The organism is Amycolatopsis sp. NPDC048633 (assembly GCF_040650695.1).
Lineage (GTDB): Bacteria > Actinomycetota > Actinomycetes > Mycobacteriales > Pseudonocardiaceae > Amycolatopsis.
Genome location: NZ_JBEZHS010000015.1, coordinates 174,000 through 191,446 on the forward strand (window position 1 = coordinate 174,000; position 17,447 = coordinate 191,446).

Genomic DNA, 17,447 nt, shown 5'->3' on the forward strand with positions numbered 1-17,447 from the left:
GGTTGCGATGACCGACGTCAACGAGCTGCTGTTCAACCCGTTCGCACCCGGCTTCTCCGAGAACCCGTACGAGCAGTACAAGATGCTGCGCGACGAAGACCCGGTGCAGGAGCACCCGCTGGGGTTCTGGTTCGTCTCGCGCTACGAAGACGTCTCGGCGCTGCTGCGGGCCGGGCTGTCGGTGGACGTCGCGAACTTGGCGGAGTCGCCGTTCGAGTACTTCGCCGCGGACGAGGACGCGGGCGCGCTCAACCGGTCGATGCTCGACCGCGACCCACCCGACCACACGCGGCTGCGGTCCCTGGTGACGAAGGTGTTCACCCGCCGCGCGATCGCGGCGCTGGAGCCGAAGATCGTGGGTCTCGTGGACTCGGCGCTGGACCGCATGGCCGAGAAGGGCGACTCGGACCTGGTCGAGGAGCTGGCGTTCCCGCTCCCGTTCGCGGTGATCTCCGAGATGCTGGGGATGCCCCCGACGGACCATTCCCGCATCCGCGAGCTGAGCGGAACCCTGGTGCGTTCGCTGGAGATAGTCGCCGACGAGGAAACGGCCCGCGCGATCATGGCGGCGGACAGGGAGCTGACGTCGATCACGCGCGAGGTGATCGCCTGGAAGCGCGCCAACCCGGCGGACGACCTCCTGACGGCCTTGATCGCGGCCGAGCACGACGGCCACGTCCTGGACGGCGACGAGCTGGTGGCCCAGGTGGTGCTGCTGTACGTGGCGGGCCACGAGACCACGGTCAACCTGATCGCGAACGGCGTGAACGCGTTGCTGCGGAACCCTTCGCAGCTTGCGTTGCTGCGAGACCAGCCAGACCTGGCACCGAACGCGGTGGAGGAGTTCTTGCGCTACGACTCCCCGGTCCAGCAGACCCGCCGGGTGACGACGTCCCCGCACACGGTGGCGGGCAAGGAGATCCCGGCGGGAACGTTCGTGCTGGCGTGCCTGGGTTCGGCGAACCGCGACGAGAGGTTCTTCGGCCCGGACGCGTCCTCGCTGCGCTTGGACCGTCCGGAGGCGCGCCACCAGGTGTCGTTCGGAGCGGGTCCGCACCATTGTCTCGGGGCGGCGTTGGCCCGGCTGGAGGGTCAGGTGGCGATGAGCAGGCTGGTGCAGCGGTTCCCTGAGCTGGGCTTCGCCGGGGAGTTGGAGTGGAACGGCCGAATCAACCTGCGCGGCCCCTCGAAGTTCCCGGTGACGGTGCACGCGACGGCGTGACCGCGTCCCGTTCAGGCCGTCGAGTTCCTCAACTCCTCGCGTACCCGCGCTTCGCCGACGTCCGAGCCGCTCAGACGGCTGTGAAGACCGTCTGAGCGACGCCATTCCAGCTCGGCCTGGGCCAAGCGACCTGCCGCGGCGTGGACGTTGCCCGAGCCGGTCGCGGCACGGGCGGCTTCGTAGTCGCTGCCACACCGGCGGGCACGCGAGCCGGCTTCCGCATAGCGCTGCGCGGCTTCGACGTCACGGCCGTGCCGGTAGTGGGCCCAGGCGAGGGCGTTGACGGCCATGGCCGCGTCGAGGTCGAGGCCGAGCTCTTCGAAGAGCTCGATGGCGGTCTCGGCGTGAGCCGCCGCGTCGGAGCACCTGCCGAGTGCTGTTTCCACGAGCGCGATTCCGCGCAAGGTGATGGCTTCGTTCCGCTGCGCTCGGTGCTGCCGGTAGAAAGCCAGTGCGGCGGTGAGCTCGTTGAGTGCGGTGTGGTGGTGCCCGCGGTAGTGGCTCACCCAGGCCAGATGAGCCCGCGTGGTGGCCAGGCCGTGCTCGTCGCCGAGGTCGCCGAAGAGGTCCAGCGCGAACCGGAAGTGCGTCGCCGCCTGCTCCCGGTCACCACGGTCGAGCAGCGCGACCCCGAGGTTGTTGTGGGTGACGGCTTCGGCCCACGCGTTGCCGCTCGCCTTGGCCGCGGCGATCGCCACGTGGTGCGTGCCGACCCACGAGTCCCATCGCTTGTCGAGGAAGTAGAAGGTCCGCAGGAGGAAGGCGAGCTGCCAGCAGCGGTCGTGGAGGCCGTGGTCCGCGGCCACGCCGACCAGCGCGTCGAGGGTGTCGGCTTCGCCGGCGACCCACCGCAGGGCGGCGTCCTGGCCGGTGAACCCGAATTCCGCCGGTACCGCGTCCAGTCCCGTGATCGGCGGCCGGTAACGCTGCGGGGCGAGGAGCTCGTCGACCGCGAGGAGCCTGGCCACGACCAGGTCGAGCAGGCGACCCAGCGATGCCTGCTCGGCCGGGTCCGACGGCGCGGTGTCGCGGACGATCGCCTTGAGCAGGTCGTGGATGCGGTACCGCCCGCGCGCACCGGCCTCGACCAAGTTCGCTTCCACCAGGTCGCACAGTGCTCGTTCCGCCGCACCGGAGTCGGTTCCGGCCAACGCGGCGACGACCGCGAGGTCGAAGTCGGCGCCGGGGTACCGGGCCAGCGCCCCGAACAGGTCCTGGTGCTCTGCCGGCAACCGCCGGTGAGCCAGGTGGAACGCGGCGGCGACGCTCCTTTCGCCGGCTTCGAGTCCGACGAGCCGCGCGGACTCGTCGGCCAGACCGCTGTCGAGCTCGGCGAGGCTCCGCACCGGATCACCTCGGAGCCGGGCGGCGGCGATGCGGAGTGCCAGTGGCAACCGCCCGCAGTGGTCCACGATCCGCCCGATGGCGGCGGGCGCTTGGTCGGGGTGTGGGATTCCAAAAGTCGCTCACCGGCGCTGACCAGCGGACTTACGCGGCCCGTTCGTACTCGTTGATCAGGCCTCCGAGAAGCCGCTGTGGCTTGATCCGCTGAGAGTTGAGGTCTGCCACGGGGTGGGTCGGCCGTGGTGGGCGAAGCTCGCGGGAACGGTGCGGCCGTCGACCGTTGTAGTGCCGGACGTACTCGGCGAGCACAGCCTGCAGATGCCGCTGACTCAGGATCAACACACGATCGGTGAGCTCGGTTCTAGCCGTGAGTACAAACCGCTCGGCGTAGCAGTTCGCCCGTGGACAACGCGCGGGAATCCTCACCGTCTCGATGCCGACGTCAGCCAGGACGGCATCGAACGACGCCGCGAACTGGCCAGCCCGATCGCGGACGAGAAATCTGAACTCGTCGACTCGATCACCGAGATCCATCACGAGGTTGCGGATCTGCTGGGTGGTCCACCCGCTGTCCGGGTGGGTGGTCGTGCCGAGGACGTGGGCGTAGCGGCTGCCGACCTCCAGCACGAAGAACACGTAGATCCGCTTGAGTGTGAACGCGCAGTCGACGTGGATGAAGTCGCACGCCAGCATCGTCGAGGCCTGCGTGCGCAGGAACTGCCGCCAGGACGTGTCGGTGTGCCGGGCCGGCGCGGGAGGTATGCGCGCCCGCTTCAGGATCCGCCGGATCGTCGAGGCACCGACCCGGTGTCCAAGCTTGAGCAGCTCACCCTGAATCCTCTTGTACCCCCAGTGGTGGTTCTCGATGGCCATCCGTTCGATCAACTCGGTGAGTGCCGCATCGACAGGCGGACGGCCGGCTCGGTGTGGATAGGTCCACTTCGCGGCGACCAGGCGCCGGTGCCAGCGCAGGACCGTGGCCGGGGTGACCAACCGGTGCAGCCGCAGCCCTGTGGGCAGCAGGCGGACCAACGCCGCGAACACCGCCCGATCGGCCCAGTCCAGGCGAGGTTTCGGGTTGCCTCTGCGCAGCACGGCCACCTCGTGGCGAAGCACCAGCAACTCGACGTCTTTGGACGCCGACGAGCGCCCGAGCAACACCAGCAGACCACCAGCCGGAGGAACATCAGGTAGAGCAGACGCGGCCTCACGGCTGCCGATCATGCCCTGTCCGTCACGTGTCTGTTTCCGCAGGTCGGGCGCGTGAACCGATTTCTGGAACCCCACAGGCACCAACCGCAACGACAACCGATCAACCACAGCCAAGATCATCGCTCACAAGCAACCGATCACCACGTAAGACACGCTCTAAGGCGGCCAACTCCTTCGATCGCCGCGTCGCCTGCGGCCCAGCCAGCCCGGGGCAGTGCTGAACCCGAACGCCTTGGCCTCGCCGAGGTGGCGAGGTCAAGGCACGTCGGCTGGCCAAATTCGAGATGTGTAGCTACGTCGAGAACCGTGGCGACGGCGCGATGATCACCGCTCAGCAAAGCGACGCGCGCGGCTGAAAGCAGTACCTGAGCCCGCTAACGTGCTAGAAGAATCACGGTTTGGACCGGCCGTACGTCGGGATCTTCGCTCACTAAGCGAAGCGCCGTGACCGTCGGGTGGTGGCCCCGACCTTTCGAGACTTTCGGCGTGCATGACACCGATCTGACGAGCCGGGCGATGCACACGAGCGGCACGGTGGGCGGCGACGACGACAAGATCGTGGCGGTCCTGCCCCTGGCAGCTGACCACGCTGTCGTGCAGGATTCGGCGGCCCGGATCCCGAACCTGACGGGGAAATCTTCTGCGAATCCGGCCTCTGTGGCAAAGCGGGGCGACGACTGCCACGGCGGTCGCCGTCCCGCGGCTATGTCGATATACACGGACGGTCAACAAGAGTCCGTAGCCATGAGCGACATGATCTTAAACTATCCGGGAATCATTCATCCAAAAGATCGCTGGATCGCTCCACCGTCTCGATGCGAATACTTTCCAGAACACCCTCGAAGAAACCCGGCGTCTCGTCATCTCCGACGAGCAGGACCCTGTCTAACAGAACATTGGACCGCTCGCACGACGTCTCCGCAACAAGGCAGCAGCCATGACAAGCTGCACGGTTCAAGCTGTTGAAACCTTGTCCGCGGCTCTCTCGACAGAGCGGGTCGGCCGAACACCACGCAGCTTCTTCAATGGCCGCAATCAGGGTACGAGCCAGCCTCGGAGCCTCTCCCTCGCGAACGAGGCCACCAAGGGTTCCCTCGGAATCACCGGCAGCAGTATATATGAGAAATCCCGCCTCCGAACGCGGAGCAGTCTCAGCGTAGATGCGTTCTCGCAATGAAGCAGAAGAATAACCACAAGAGAAAGCGAGCCTTCGCATCACAATGTGAGCCAAGGTGTGAAGCAGTACAGATCGAGGAGTCGCTTCGAAAAGTCTAGCTCCCATGATACTACGACGTCGCCGCGACTCGAGTACCGTCACCCGGGACCGAACTTCGTCGCGTTGCTCCCACCGACTCAGAAGGTCCTGATTCAGCGAAAGAAATATCCCTTCCCCGAAAGACTCGACAGCCGGCAGCCACCGACCACGTCCCCGTCGTCCCAGGTGCACGTCGACGAGATCCGCATCCTGCGAGTAGCGACGGAACCCGTGCAGCACCCGTATTTCACGCAACCTGTGCGCAAGCACCACAGCGTCGACAGACTCACCCAACCGTTCGATTACCGGAGAGTTGTCGATACCAGCACGAACGAACTCCGTGGCACTGATCACAAATTCCGGCGTACCTACAGGTTCGTCGTCCGATCCGGCAGCCTCAAGAAAGGCGTCCCACTCATCGCTGAGTAGACCACGTCGCGTCTCCCGCAAACCCTCGTCGGGATCGCCGTCCAATGCTTGCCGAACTTGACTCTCATCGATCTCGAGATTCTGCGCGATCAGTTGGATCAAGGCCGACGCCAAGGGCCCATGTGGGGCGCTGCGAACATCTTCGAAATTGCGGTGCTGACGCACTTCCGCAGCAATATCCCGCATACCTTCAGCTGGCTCGGGAATATCCAAAGCGGTAGTCGTGTCAGGCAACGTGACGTTGGTCGCGCCTCGTTGCAGTACCTCCAGCGGTTGATCACACGATGGCATGTTGCGTTGCCACGGCTGTCCTCCCGAGCAGGCTACCCCGATCCTCCCCAGCGCTCCTCGGGCTGGAAGCTCCCCCAAATCACGGAACGCGCCGCACGTGCGGCAACGCACGACAAGGCCGGACAGGCCTTCATTTCCCCTCACTGCCATGTCGAAGATGAGCACATGCTTTTGACAACGACGTTGAGCCTCCGACTCATATGCCGAGTGCGCCCATTTGTCCCAGGGTACGTCTCTGACATGCCCCTTGGTGGCGCAGACCGCGATGAATCGCATCGGGACCAGCTTGCTCTTGCACTGATCGCACAGGGGCGGATCACCGGTCTCCTGCTGGATCCGATAATGGTGCATCCTGCGACAACCCTGGCAGAACAGCCAGCGAGGGAACCGCTGGTAGGGAATTCCGGGACTGTGGATCGACGGTCTCGCCGGCACACTCGGCGGCGTACGCAACTCCTGTACTCCGAGACGCTCTTCGAGCCGCTTAGATTTCACCTGCACAGTGCGGTCGTATTGCCATTCGCTGATGTCGACGCCCATGAGAGACTCTCCCATCACATCGACGATGGCACCCACGCCGAAGGGCGAAACGGTCTGACTCAGCCGAACGGTCCTCATCGACGCCCCTCACCGAGAGCCAGAATCCGTACCTGCCGGTCGACCGACCGCATCGAGTGCGCGACCGGCCACCCCTCACCCCGCGCACCGAAATCCTTCAGCAAGGTCGCATGTTCCTTGGATTGGTAGTACAACCGCTCTCCCCGCTCGGTGACGGCCGCCGCACGATCGTGCCACTCCTGGGCAATGTGTTGCAGTTCGCGCCTACTTGGTTCAGCTTCGTCCTCATCGGCCCGGCGAGCCGCCTCGGCCAGCCGTTCGAATGCCATCCGAACGACCGGGTCGTCAATGGAGAAGTCGCCTGCCTGTTCGTTGCGCCGGAGCCCGACCCCATGCCGGATGAGCATGACGAAGGCGGCGCGCAGAGATCGCTCTCGGGAAGCCAACGACCAAGGCGTAACGCTCGTGGGCTCCACATAGCGGTAGAGGGATTCGTGGTAGGCCCGGAACGACTCATAATGAGACCGATCCCGCGGTTTGGTGGCACGGAGCAGAGTGACGACCAAGCCGGGGACCGCGGTGGAACGACCAACCCGACTGGTGGCCTGGATGTACTCGGACGTGGTCTTCGGCTGTCCGTTCATCAGCATCACCCCCAGTCTCCCGATGTCGATGCCGACCGACAGCATGTTGGTCGTCGCCAGGACATCCACGAAGTCTCGCTGTTCTGTACTCTGTTCCAGGCGGGTGATGATCTCGGGCAGGTCATCAGCGTGGACGTTGCTCGTGAGCTCCACGACTCCGTCGCCTCGCAAACTACGGGCAGCGGTCGCTTCTGTGCTGCGTGCCTGCAGCATGGTATCGACATCGTCTCGAATTTGCGTTACCGTCCGCCCGAGTTCACGGAGACTGTTGTGGTAGATGACCAACGTCCAGTACGCATCCAATGCCTTGCCGGACAATCCCAACACCGTGGGCGCTTGGAGAATCGCCACACTGCTCAAGATTGTTGCTGAGGCCTGCGTGAATGCCTGCGGCATCAGACCGACGTAGAGCCTCCCCGCGCCATTCCTGTCAGTACGGGCGAAGTAGCTGCTATCCGCGTCCAATCCACTGGGCGGGAAGAGTTCGACCGAGCCGCCGTACAGACTGCGCACCTGGTGGTCCGCCGCTCGAATCGTGGCGGTGGACGCGACAATCTTGGGAGTTTTTCCATCCCAGGACAGCAAGGCGTGAACAGCGGCCTCGTAAAGTGCGACTGTGGTTCCCAACGGCCCGGACAGAAGATGCAGTTCGTCCTGGATCACGAGGCTGGGTGCGTCAAAGGGTACGGCACCTCTTCCGAACACCGTACCCGCGTCCTTCACCCAGGGCAGCCGAGCAAGCTTGTCCACGGTCGCCAAAAGGAGCGTCGGCGGATCCGCGAAGATCTGATCGTCGACCACGCTTATCGGGAGAATGTCATGGAAAAAACATTCTGGATGCGGACAGAAAAGTTCGAAATGATTCTTGGTGGCCCTGACCCCGTATGCCGGATTGGGCCCGCCGTCGACAGGACTCGGCCGTCGACTCTTGGGCAGGATCAGCGTTCCACACCATGGACAGTTCTGTAACTGGAATGGATTTTTTGGCTTCTGCGCAAGGAACACCTCCTTGACCGCAGAAAACGCTTCGCCATAGTCGTTCGGCGTGGTGTCGCCGCCCACCCACAATCCAATACTGAAAGACGGTAGACTCTGCAACTCGGGGCGCTTGCCTCTGAGCTGCTCCAGAGCGCAGATCAGCGTCGCCGCGCGCTGGAACTGTTGACTGGTCAAAAGCCGGAGTGTGTAGCGGGTGAGCACCGCCGTGCCACCTCCGCGCATACCATCCACAAGCCGCCTGCGGATCATTTCGAAAGCAGCAAGTCCGAGGTAAGCTTCTGTTTTCCCACCTCCGGTAGGGAACCAGATTAGATCGACGACACCCCGGTCAGCGTGCGAACCGTCGGCGGTCGAAGCAAGACTCAGTAGTTGGAACCCGAGCTGGAAGTGGTACCAAGTAGGGTCGTCGACAGTCGAGTCTCGGGCCATCAGGGGCGCACCGAGCTCGCCGGGATGAGTCCTCACGTGTTGCGATTGGAGCGCCTGTTCGCACATCGCCGCATTGGCGAGACGGAAGGCCAGAAGACATTTGGCATCCTCGCGCAAGAGGTCGATCCCTGAGTACATCCGCTTGACTGCCCGCCGCATCCTGCTAAGGATACGGTCAGCGGCAGGCATGTGGATCTGCTCCAGGGATTCGGATTCCCGCTCACGATCTACAACCCAAGACTCGTACCTGCTGACGAATTCTTTCAGGTGAAAGACAAGAGTCTCTGTTTCGATCGACTCGTCTGCCAGATAGGACATGCGGAGCACTTTGCCCACGTCGGAAGGTCGGGCGACGCCTGGGACGATCTTGGTCGGCAACATCTCTGTGCGCACTGTGCGGACTTCGCCGTCAGAGCCTGCAAGCCAGTCGACGGAGCATCCATGACCGATCCCGTAGATACGTCGCCGCCGATACATCAGCCGCAGTTCTTGGTCCTCCGGATCGTCAGACAGGTCGGTGCTGCTCGGGTAAGGTAAAATTCGACCGTCCTGCACGTGACAGACGAAACCGACCTGGAATAGACACTGATCGGTAGGAGGCGGCGATTCGGCCTCGTCGTGCTCAGCCAGGTTTTCCAGCGCGACCGTGACCAGCCAGGCCGCCTTGGTTCGACGCCAGACGCACACCAACCTGGCCCGGTCGTCGAAAAGGTCGACTGTGTTGTCGTCGAGGCTACCTTCCGCGCTGAGGACGACCTCATCGCTCCACGGTCGGCGCGACCATCGATCGCGCCGAGTCGTCGGGTCCTTCTCAGGCAGTTTCTCGTAGGTGCCGGCAGTTACCTCGCAGCGCAGCTCGGGGCCGTTATGCAGGAAGGAGACGGCTGCCGAGGCCGGATGCCAACTGTTGGCCATCTCGATTGGTTCGTCGAGTTCCTCGTCGTGGGAGTCCTCTCCGAGAGAGTCGCCATACAATTGCTCGGCCGCAGGCCCCTTGGGGTAGAGCGTACCGACGAGGTAGGTGTGTTCAGGTTTGGTGCGGAGGATCTCTTCATCGCCTGAAGCAGGGCCCAGGTATTGGTCGCGCAAGTAGCCGAGCAGATCCTCGCGAACGCCGACCGGATCGCGGTCTGTCATGGCTTCGTCCTTTCGCCACCTTGTTCGATCTGCCGCCAAGCTGTTTCGCTGACGGCCAGCCACAGGCTGATTCTCGGCCGCGTCATCGCGACATACAGCCGTGCCGCTCGGACTGGGTCGGCAATACCGTCGACGTCGACAATACAGACATGGGCTACCTCGAGCCCCTTAATCTGAGGCGTGGTGACGAGACGGGCAACTCCTGACCGTCCCTTTCCCGGATCGACCACGTTCTTGAGCCGTCCTGCCCGGAACGCCTTCGTTCGTAGCGCGGAGCTCTCTTCCGTGCGATCCCGAAGGGTCACTACGGCGACATCGGCCAAGTCCACGTCCTGTTGCCGGAGCTCGGTCAGCTGCGCATCGAGCAAACCAGCCTCTTCGTCATCGTCACGATAGCGCTTGTAGTCGACGGCGGGTCCCGCTCCCGCTCTGGCCACTCCGACGTCGGCTCCGGTGATCAGTTGGGTCTGCAGCACGATCGGCGATGTATTCCGGCAGTTGTAAGGCAAGCTGATTGATACGGCACCGGCCGCAAGTTCGTCGAAGGTCTGCTTGTCGAACGAGCCATCGACGTTGGCCTGGTTGTTGGGGTCGCAGAAGACCCGCCAGCTGCCAGCCGTCCATCCGCCTTGAACCAGGACATCGAGCCGCAACACCGCATCCACGTCCATGAGGTCCTGAGCCTCATCAACTACGAGGACGTCTCCCGGTGCCGTTCCGCGCAATTCCGACAAAGCCCCACATACAACGCCGGTACCTACGACGCTGTCGCGCAACACGCCGGCCAAATGCGGGGACCGACACGTGAGCACGACGTTCCGGCCGGAAGCTGCAGCACGCCGAGCAGTCTCCACTGCAAGCAGAGTCTTGCCGGACCCAGCGCCTCCGGTGCACACAATCCGATCGTTGCTCTCGGCACCCAGGAGCAAGTCGTACTGTCGTTCGGCCAGCCGAACGTACTCCCGCTCCAGTCCGGCGGCCCGAGCAGCCAAATTCGGCACCCGGTCGAAGTCCGGACGCAACACCGACAGAAGCTCTGAGCGAGCACCGCCTCGTACCGGGTGCCCGAGACGCTCATGTGCGAAGTTACGAGCGCGTCGCAGAGCCTGTTCGACACCACGGACACTCATGGTGCGTGGTCCACCGTGTTGTTGCGGCGCCCATTCCATGTCCGGGTCGAGTTCCTGGTCCGGAGTCAATACGAGGAAGCCGAAGGCCACATCGAGGTGCGGCAGTCTGTTCAGAAGACGGCGTTCCAGCGCGAACATAGCGGAGGACGCCTGCTCGAAAGGACCTTCGCGCTTCTCGTGCGTCTTGCCGTAGCGATCAGTGAAGGTCCACAAACCCTCTCGGCGGCTGACGCGGCCGCCCTTCACCTCGACGACCAGTACGGTGTCATCCCAGACGATCACGAAATCCATTTCGGACATTCGCTTGTACTCGTGTTCCGGCAATCTCAGCGAGTACAAACAGGCGGTCAGTACGCCGAGATTGGCCTGCGCCAGGAGTTGGGCCACTCGCAGTTCCGCAACGCTGTTCACCCGTCCGAAGCCTTCCGGAGCCGGGATCATCTTCATGCTTCTCGTCCCCCTTGCCGTTGCCATAGATAGTCGAAATCCCTGAACGCCAGGCGCTCACCGAACTGGCCGAAGGTGTCCGCAACGTTCACCACGAGACACTCGGCCTTACCGCCGTTCGAGGGACCGCGCAGTCCACGCCCGACCATCTGTATGTAAGCGTTCGGACTGAAGGTAGGACGGGCAATATACAGCGCTCTTACGGCGGGCACGTCGAAACCCTGGGTCAAGACGTTACAGTTGGTGAGCACCCGGATTTCACCACGGCGGAATCGCTCAATGCTTCGCCGTCGCTCATGGATGCGAGTGGAGCCGCTAATCGAAGCCGCCGGGATCTTTCGCACTCGCAGGAGCGCTGCCAGGACCTGGGCCGACAAGACCGAGGCAGCGAACACCAGGACCGGCCAATCCGACGGCAGACTTGCGATGTGTTCGACCAGCCGCAGGGTCCTCTCCTCGTCACGACCGAGTCGCTCCAGAACATTCGACGGCAGCAGACGCGTGCGTTGAGCGGCCTCGGCCTCCTCCGGGTCGAGGACCACTGCACCACCGTCAAGGACACGGTGCTCGACGCGTGAGAGGACTTTCAACTCTTGGAGGTTGCCGTAAGGGTCCTCTCCTAGGACGTCGAGCATCGTGTCACCGAACCGTCTCGCCAGCCGCCGGGTCATCTCCTCGCTATTGCCCTTGAACGGCGTGGCGGTCAGCCCGATCAGAGGTCTGGCCGTATGACCGACGTCCAGCCCGAGCCAAGCCAGAAGTTTAGTGTAGTCTTTACCGGTCGCCTCGTGCGCTTCGTCGATAACGACTGCAGTGGGGTCTGCCAACCAAGCGTAGTCGGGGTCGCCTCGGCTCGCGGCAAGTTTCGCGTCGGTGGCCACGACAACCATGAGTTCGTTCTCTCCCCGGGCTATTTCGTTGCGGCCCCATAAACGGCAGATCCGCATCGCGCGGCCATCGCCGAAATCACGCCAGATCGTGCTCCACGTCTGGACGGCCTGCTCGCAGAGCTCCTCGCTTTGGGCGACCCAGAGCAAGTGGCCTGCAAGCCCATCTTCGATGAAAGCTGCCGCCAATGCCTGCACCGTCACTCGTGTTTTTCCTGCTCCCGTAGGCAGAAAAAGCAGCCCTCTGCCCCGGCTGGCGACGAGGCTCCGAATCTTGTCGACCAACTCCTGCTGATACGGATGGAGATCACCCAGCCGGGGCGGACCGAGCACCGTCAGGTCGGGCTCGAGGTGCGAGCCGCGCTCCCCGGCGTACTCGGATGGGAAGCCGAGGCTACGGACGAAGCCCACGGCAGGCGGACTTCCTGCCCAGCGATCGGGTACCGGGAAGCCCATGGCCTCGAGATCGTGGCGTAATTCGTGCAGCACGTCATAGCCGTGCACGTCCAACAGCAGACGTGCGATCTGCGTCGGTCCTCTGTCGTTTTCGAGTTTGCGGACGGTGTCCAGTAAACCAGTAGGGAGTCTGGCCTCCATCTTCTCCGCATCGAGCAGGTGCAGCAGCTTACGAGCGTGGTCACGTTCACTTCGACACAGCGCGATGGACCTCTGCACCGCTTCGCTTTGCGAATCCTCAAGGATCCGCGCAATCAAGCTCGTGGTGAGGTCGATGTGGAACTCGGCGGCGAGTCGCTCGATCAGCTCTTCGTCGTCGATGTCTGCGCGGTGGTAGACGACCTTGCCGTCACGTAGCACATCTACCGGCTCCCGGTCCGATCCGTCCGGTCCGGTGATCTGCCTGAAGAGATCACCACACTCGACCAGTTCCACATCGTCAAGTGCCCCGTGCGCCAGCGGTCGAAGGCCTCGATAGCGGTCGAGGACGACAACGGGCTCGGCCGGATTTTCCGAGAACACCTCCACTTTCAATCGTGCGGATGCAAAAGTACAGCCCCACTTGTCGACCAGCAGCGTGGCGAGTGCGTCGTCAGAAACGGCGATGTACGCAGAACGCCGTTTGGAAAGGACCCGATGCTCGTCCTCGGTCCTCGCGACCAGAAGATCTCCTCGAGGTACCCGGCAGCCCGAAGCCCCACTGATAGCAGGCAAGTACTCCGGCGCGTCCTTGCCAGGCAGCGTTCTGGCCGCCTCCGCCACGAGGAAACCCAGAGACCACGCATTCCCATCTGCCGGAACTCGATCGAGGAACTCGCGCCAGACTTCGGCGCTTATGTCCACCAGGGCAGCAGGTAGCGACAGCTTGTCAGCAGCCTCCCACTCGACAACGGGCAAGTGCGGCGCATATGCCGCGAGTGCTCGAGCCACACTGCTCGCCGCCGGGCGTGGTCCCCAGGACGTGGCGAGCAGTCCGTATTCTCCCGCCGCCCATACCGAGGGCGCAAGAAACTCCATTGGCGGGTACGATCTTCGATTGACGCGTCCGAACTTCCACTTCACGGGAACATCAAGCTGGAGAAGTGCGTGAGTCCAACCCGTGCATGCATCGACGTCGCCGAAATCACGAAACTTTCTGAGAATGTGCAGAGGCCCAACCGGACTACTTTCAGTGAAATTCAGTTCTTTTTCGGGCGGCCGTCCACGCACCGGTAACGTCGAAGAGTACTTCGCGCGAACACGCCGCAGGTATTCCAGATTGGTCGAGTCGTGCGCCAAGGCACGACTGATCACCGGTTGCGCGGCGATGCCAATCCTTTGCAACAAGGCAAGGCTCAGATCGTGATGAAAGTATTCATCTAAAACCATGGCGGAATTTTGAGGTCGAACTGTACCGGCGATGACGACCTCGTCCGAGAAGTGCCACCACCCGTCCCGGCATTTGACTTTAAGCCTGCGCCCCTCCGCCAGATAGTTTTCCAGGTGTTTCTCGGCAGTTGATTCTTGTACATGAGAGACAAGTCTCCAAAACTCACTCCACTCGACGCCGCTCCACTTCCTGATAGCCGCACTGGTGAGCTTGGCCAGCTCATGGCCGGGATCGACGTCGTCGAAGTCGAACCCACGGAGAATAGGTTCGATATCCGGAAGAGCCAAAAGAGATTGCCGCACAAGGCTGATCTGAGCCTGGCCAGTCAGGATGTCACCACGAAGAAATACGTTCCCCGTCGCATTGAGCGCCCACAAGCGCCCATTTTCGTCCGGCAGGATCTTCGCAGACAGGAACCGGTTTCGGGTATCGAGATCCTTCGTAGATGCGACCACTCGGACAGCGAATGCGCATTGCTCATCGCTCGCAGCACTGACGATGCGTTCGAGCCAGACCGGGGCGTCCAGTTCGACGGTGGCCGCGCGCGCGTCGTCGGCACGGATCAGAGTCCGCAGTTTAGCTTGTCGAATGGATCCTCGAAAGCACTGGATGTGGGGGACCGATGGCAGGCCACCCGGTGCCGAGTACCAGACAGCAAGCATATCCGGGTCAAGTCGAATCCGTTCTTGGTGTGGAAACCATAGTTCGTCGACCCGGCGAAGGACTCCTTGACGATCTGGAATACAGGGTCCTGCGGCGACCAACTGGGGAACAAGTTCGGTCAGGAATCGATCGGCGAAATTAGGTGCCTCGCGGCCGCGCGCCGGCAAGTAGTCGAAGTGCCGTGCAGGGTCAGTCGAGCTGCTGAGCTGCGGCAGGCCGTCGGCCACGAGAGCTGCGATCGTCTCCAGTATCTCGCGATTGAAGCTGCCTTGGAGCAGGCTGGTGCGGTCGTCGTTGATCTGCCACGGTGCATTCACGATGCCGCGCAGTGACGTGGTCTCTCCGAGGGGATAGTACGCCCAGAACCGGCCCAATACAGTGCGGTCCGAGTTCAGCGGCGCCGCCCAAGTCACCGTGACCGTCTCGCGTCGGATTGCATCGCCGACCTCCTGCAGCGCCTCGGGCGACGAACTGTGCGATCGTTGCCACACGCGCCAATCCGCCGATTCGCCCCCCTGAGTCTGCAACCGGCGAACTCCGGCGGCAAGAACTGTGCACCGGTGTTCCCGGTCGACGGATTTGCCGTCCGGTCGTCCTCTCACGATCCGCAGCGTGGACACTTTCGGCGTAAAGAGGAGGAACTCGAGAGGGAAATTCTCAAGATCGCTCTCGATTCGGTCAATGTGTGCCGATAACGGTAAACGGACGACGGTAGTGGCCCAGGTGATCAGTTCAGCCAACACCGCATCGCGGCGAGCCTCCTCCATCACGTCAAGATGAGCGGGCATACGCAAGATCGGAAATCGCGTGGCAGCCGGGTCGATATAACGCAGTTCTGCGGCCGCCCGAGCCGCGTTGAAGCCAAAGCTGACCGATCTACTGAAGACTGCCGGATTATCGGTAATACCCAGAACCGACTTGAAGCCGAGACCGAACCGGCCGATAGCATCGTCACGCTTGCCACTAAGGAACGCATGACAGACGGCCTCAAGGCCCTGCCTACTGAACGATCGCCCCTCGTTCGCACAATATAATAAACCGTCGACGAGGCGTAGCTCGATTCGCCCTGGTCGGTCCTTGTATTGCGCATCTGCAGCATTCTGGACCAGTTCGATAATTTGACGTCGTGAATAACCGCCAGTCCTGTAGCTGTCCTCCTGGTTCGCATGCTCACCCAGGTAAAGCCTATCGGCTTCGTATGCCTTGAGGGTATTGACGCGGTGTTCCTCGATCCAGCGGACAAGTTCAGGGTCCTCATGGTGCCACGCACTATCCTCGGTCACGGGCACCTCCAGCCACCGCCGACCGCAACGATTGGCCTCTCACGCTACGCGACGGCCTCCGAGCCCAGCTACAGCCATCTCGGAACCACAAGCGCGCAAGATTCGAGAAGGTTCCACCGAGAGCCCGTGATGCAGGCGCCATCGCGCTCAAGCCCCAGTTCGAAACGCGATTCGGCCACCGACTCCGCTCGCGCCAGCCATCGCGACGACGATCGAAGCAGCCCGCTGCACTATCCGACTGCATACAGGCGAAGGAAAAGTTCGGAACTGCAGGCACGTGAGACATCGCGTGAGAGACTACCCCCGTGCATTCGGACAAGGAACTACGCGCCGCCATCGTCGACGCGCGAGACGCCCTGTTGGCCGCCGCAGACCAGCTGGCCAATATCGGTACCGCCGAAAGAGTGACGGAAGACGACTGGCAAGACGTGAGCGCCGCCGTTGGACTCAGCATGGCTTTGCACCGTGAGCGCATGGCAAGAGTCGGCGTCCTCCTCGGGCTGGGCGGCGCTCGGAAACGTTTGTTGCGGTACCTACTACGGCACGTCGGACAGGTGGTTTCCGGGCCGGAGTTGTCCGGAGTCGCTGGGATCGCCGAATGGCCGCGACGAGTCCGCGAGCTGCGGGTCGAGGAAGGATGGCCCATCGAGAGCGGGATTCAGCGCCCCACGCTGCGTACCGACGAGTACGTACTCCTCCGGGCAGAGCGCGACGCCAAGTTGGCGGACAGGTGGCGGCTTGCCTCGGACATCCGGAAGAGCGGCGGCACTGCGAGCGACCGCATCCTGGCATTGCTGAAGGCCGTGAGTCCTGACGCTCTCGACCACGAGGATCTCTACTACGTAGCCAAAACCAGTAACTGGACGTCCTTGATCGATGACTTGAGAACCAGCGGTTGGGACATTCGCTCGGCCGATCAAGATCCCCGACTTGCGGCCGGGAGCTATCGTTTGATCTCATGATTCGCCCGCGGCATGCTTGTTGACGAATCGCTATCAATGCCACCCGTCCATCAACTCACAGTTGCTCACGCGCGGGTGCCCTGCGCACCCGGCACTCATCCTCGGAGGTTCGCCCGAGTGAATATTCCCGCGATCCCACGCTAGGTGACAGCGGGATTCCGGTTGTCGTTTTGCCGACTTTTGCCCGGTCCAGACGGCGGTGTCTGGGTCTTTGGCTGAGTCATCGGCCAGAGCGGCGGCCTTGAGCGACCAGCTGCTGCCGAGCCTCCTCACGGCCCGTGAGTCGGGCGTCGGCGCGGCCGAACCGCCGACATCCACCCGCTCAAGCCCCGTACTCATCAGTGCTCTCCCCCCGTCCACGAGAGGTCGGCCACTCGCTCCCGGTGCATCTCGCCGACTAGATCAGTTATCGCCGACTGGGAAAGATCCATTACGCACTGCAAGCAACAGAACTCGCGGGTAATACCCCTCGTTCCCACCTCGACGGACGTGAACGACATGTCTGACCAGCCACGCAGCCCATCGGCGGCCGGCCTCGGCCGAAGAGACACGATTCGGTCACGACTTGCGGTCGACTGCCGAGCGGCGTGCTGACTGCGACGGCGCTCGGCAGGTTCGGGCAAGGCGCGATGACGACAGGCATCGCCAATCCCGAGAAGGTCGGAAGAGGGGGCTTCCGCGTTGTCGCTCCCGGCCACTGCAGTCGCAGACCACCATGATGACGAAGCCC

At 63.0% G+C, this 17,447-nt stretch carries 8 protein-coding genes; 2 read left to right on the top strand and 6 right to left on the bottom strand.

From position 1 onward, the window contains the following. Positions 1-7 precede the first annotated feature (7 nt). Entirely contained in the window at positions 8-1,222 is a 1,215-nt protein-coding gene (locus AB0C38_RS26150) for a cytochrome P450 (RefSeq protein WP_360677887.1), read from the top strand. Between the two features lie 11 nt (positions 1,223-1,233). Here AB0C38_RS26150 and AB0C38_RS26155 read toward each other — a convergent pair whose 3' ends face one another. From AB0C38_RS26155 to AB0C38_RS26180, 6 genes are all read right to left on the bottom strand, one after another. Beyond that, positions 1,234-2,568: a tetratricopeptide repeat protein gene (locus AB0C38_RS26155; RefSeq protein WP_360677889.1), complete on the bottom strand. Its 1,335-nt coding sequence runs from the start codon at positions 2,566-2,568 to the stop codon at positions 1,234-1,236. A gap of 142 nt (positions 2,569-2,710) precedes the next feature. Next, positions 2,711-3,898, bottom strand: a complete 1,188-nt coding sequence (locus tag AB0C38_RS26160; protein ID WP_360677891.1) for an integrase core domain-containing protein — start codon at positions 3,896-3,898, stop codon at positions 2,711-2,713. 655 nt (positions 3,899-4,553) lie between these two features. Continuing rightward, on the bottom strand, positions 4,554-6,371 hold the full coding sequence (locus AB0C38_RS26165; protein WP_360677893.1) for a DUF1998 domain-containing protein: 1,818 nt from the start codon (positions 6,369-6,371) through the stop codon (positions 4,554-4,556). Continuing rightward, positions 6,368-9,520, bottom strand: coding sequence for a helicase-related protein (locus AB0C38_RS26170; protein ID WP_360677895.1), 3,153 nt, complete (start codon positions 9,518-9,520; stop codon positions 6,368-6,370). Before AB0C38_RS26170 ends, AB0C38_RS26165 begins: the two co-directional genes overlap by 4 nt. Further along, positions 9,517-11,097, bottom strand: coding sequence for an NERD domain-containing protein (locus AB0C38_RS26175; RefSeq protein WP_360677897.1), 1,581 nt, complete (start codon positions 11,095-11,097; stop codon positions 9,517-9,519). Before AB0C38_RS26175 ends, AB0C38_RS26170 begins: the two co-directional genes overlap by 4 nt. Beyond that, positions 11,094-15,755: a DEAD/DEAH box helicase family protein gene (locus AB0C38_RS26180; RefSeq protein WP_360677899.1), complete on the bottom strand. Its 4,662-nt coding sequence runs from the start codon at positions 15,753-15,755 to the stop codon at positions 11,094-11,096. The genes AB0C38_RS26175 and AB0C38_RS26180 overlap by 4 nt, the downstream gene beginning before the upstream one ends. 305 nt (positions 15,756-16,060) lie before the next feature. Here AB0C38_RS26180 and AB0C38_RS26185 point away from each other — a divergent pair, with 305 nt between their 5' ends. Then, complete coding sequence (locus tag AB0C38_RS26185) at positions 16,061-16,717, top strand: hypothetical protein (RefSeq protein ID WP_360677901.1); 657 nt, start codon at positions 16,061-16,063, stop codon at positions 16,715-16,717. Positions 16,718-17,447 lie beyond the last annotated feature (730 nt).

Bases quoted from the DNA above. Each gene is read 5' to 3' on its own strand.
- AB0C38_RS26165 (WP_360677893.1), bottom strand. From the start codon at position 6,371: ATGAGGACCGTTCGGCTGAGTCAGACCGTTTCGCCCTTCGGCGTGGGT.
- AB0C38_RS26175 (WP_360677897.1), bottom strand. From the start codon at position 11,097: ATGAAGATGATCCCGGCTCCGGAAGGCTTCGGACGGGTGAACAGCGTT.
- AB0C38_RS26160 (WP_360677891.1), bottom strand. From the start codon at position 3,898: ATGATCTTGGCTGTGGTTGATCGGTTGTCGTTGCGGTTGGTGCCTGTG.
- AB0C38_RS26150 (WP_360677887.1), top strand. From the start codon at position 8: ATGACCGACGTCAACGAGCTGCTGTTCAACCCGTTCGCACCCGGCTTC.
- AB0C38_RS26170 (WP_360677895.1), bottom strand. From the start codon at position 9,520: ATGACAGACCGCGATCCGGTCGGCGTTCGCGAGGATCTGCTCGGCTAC.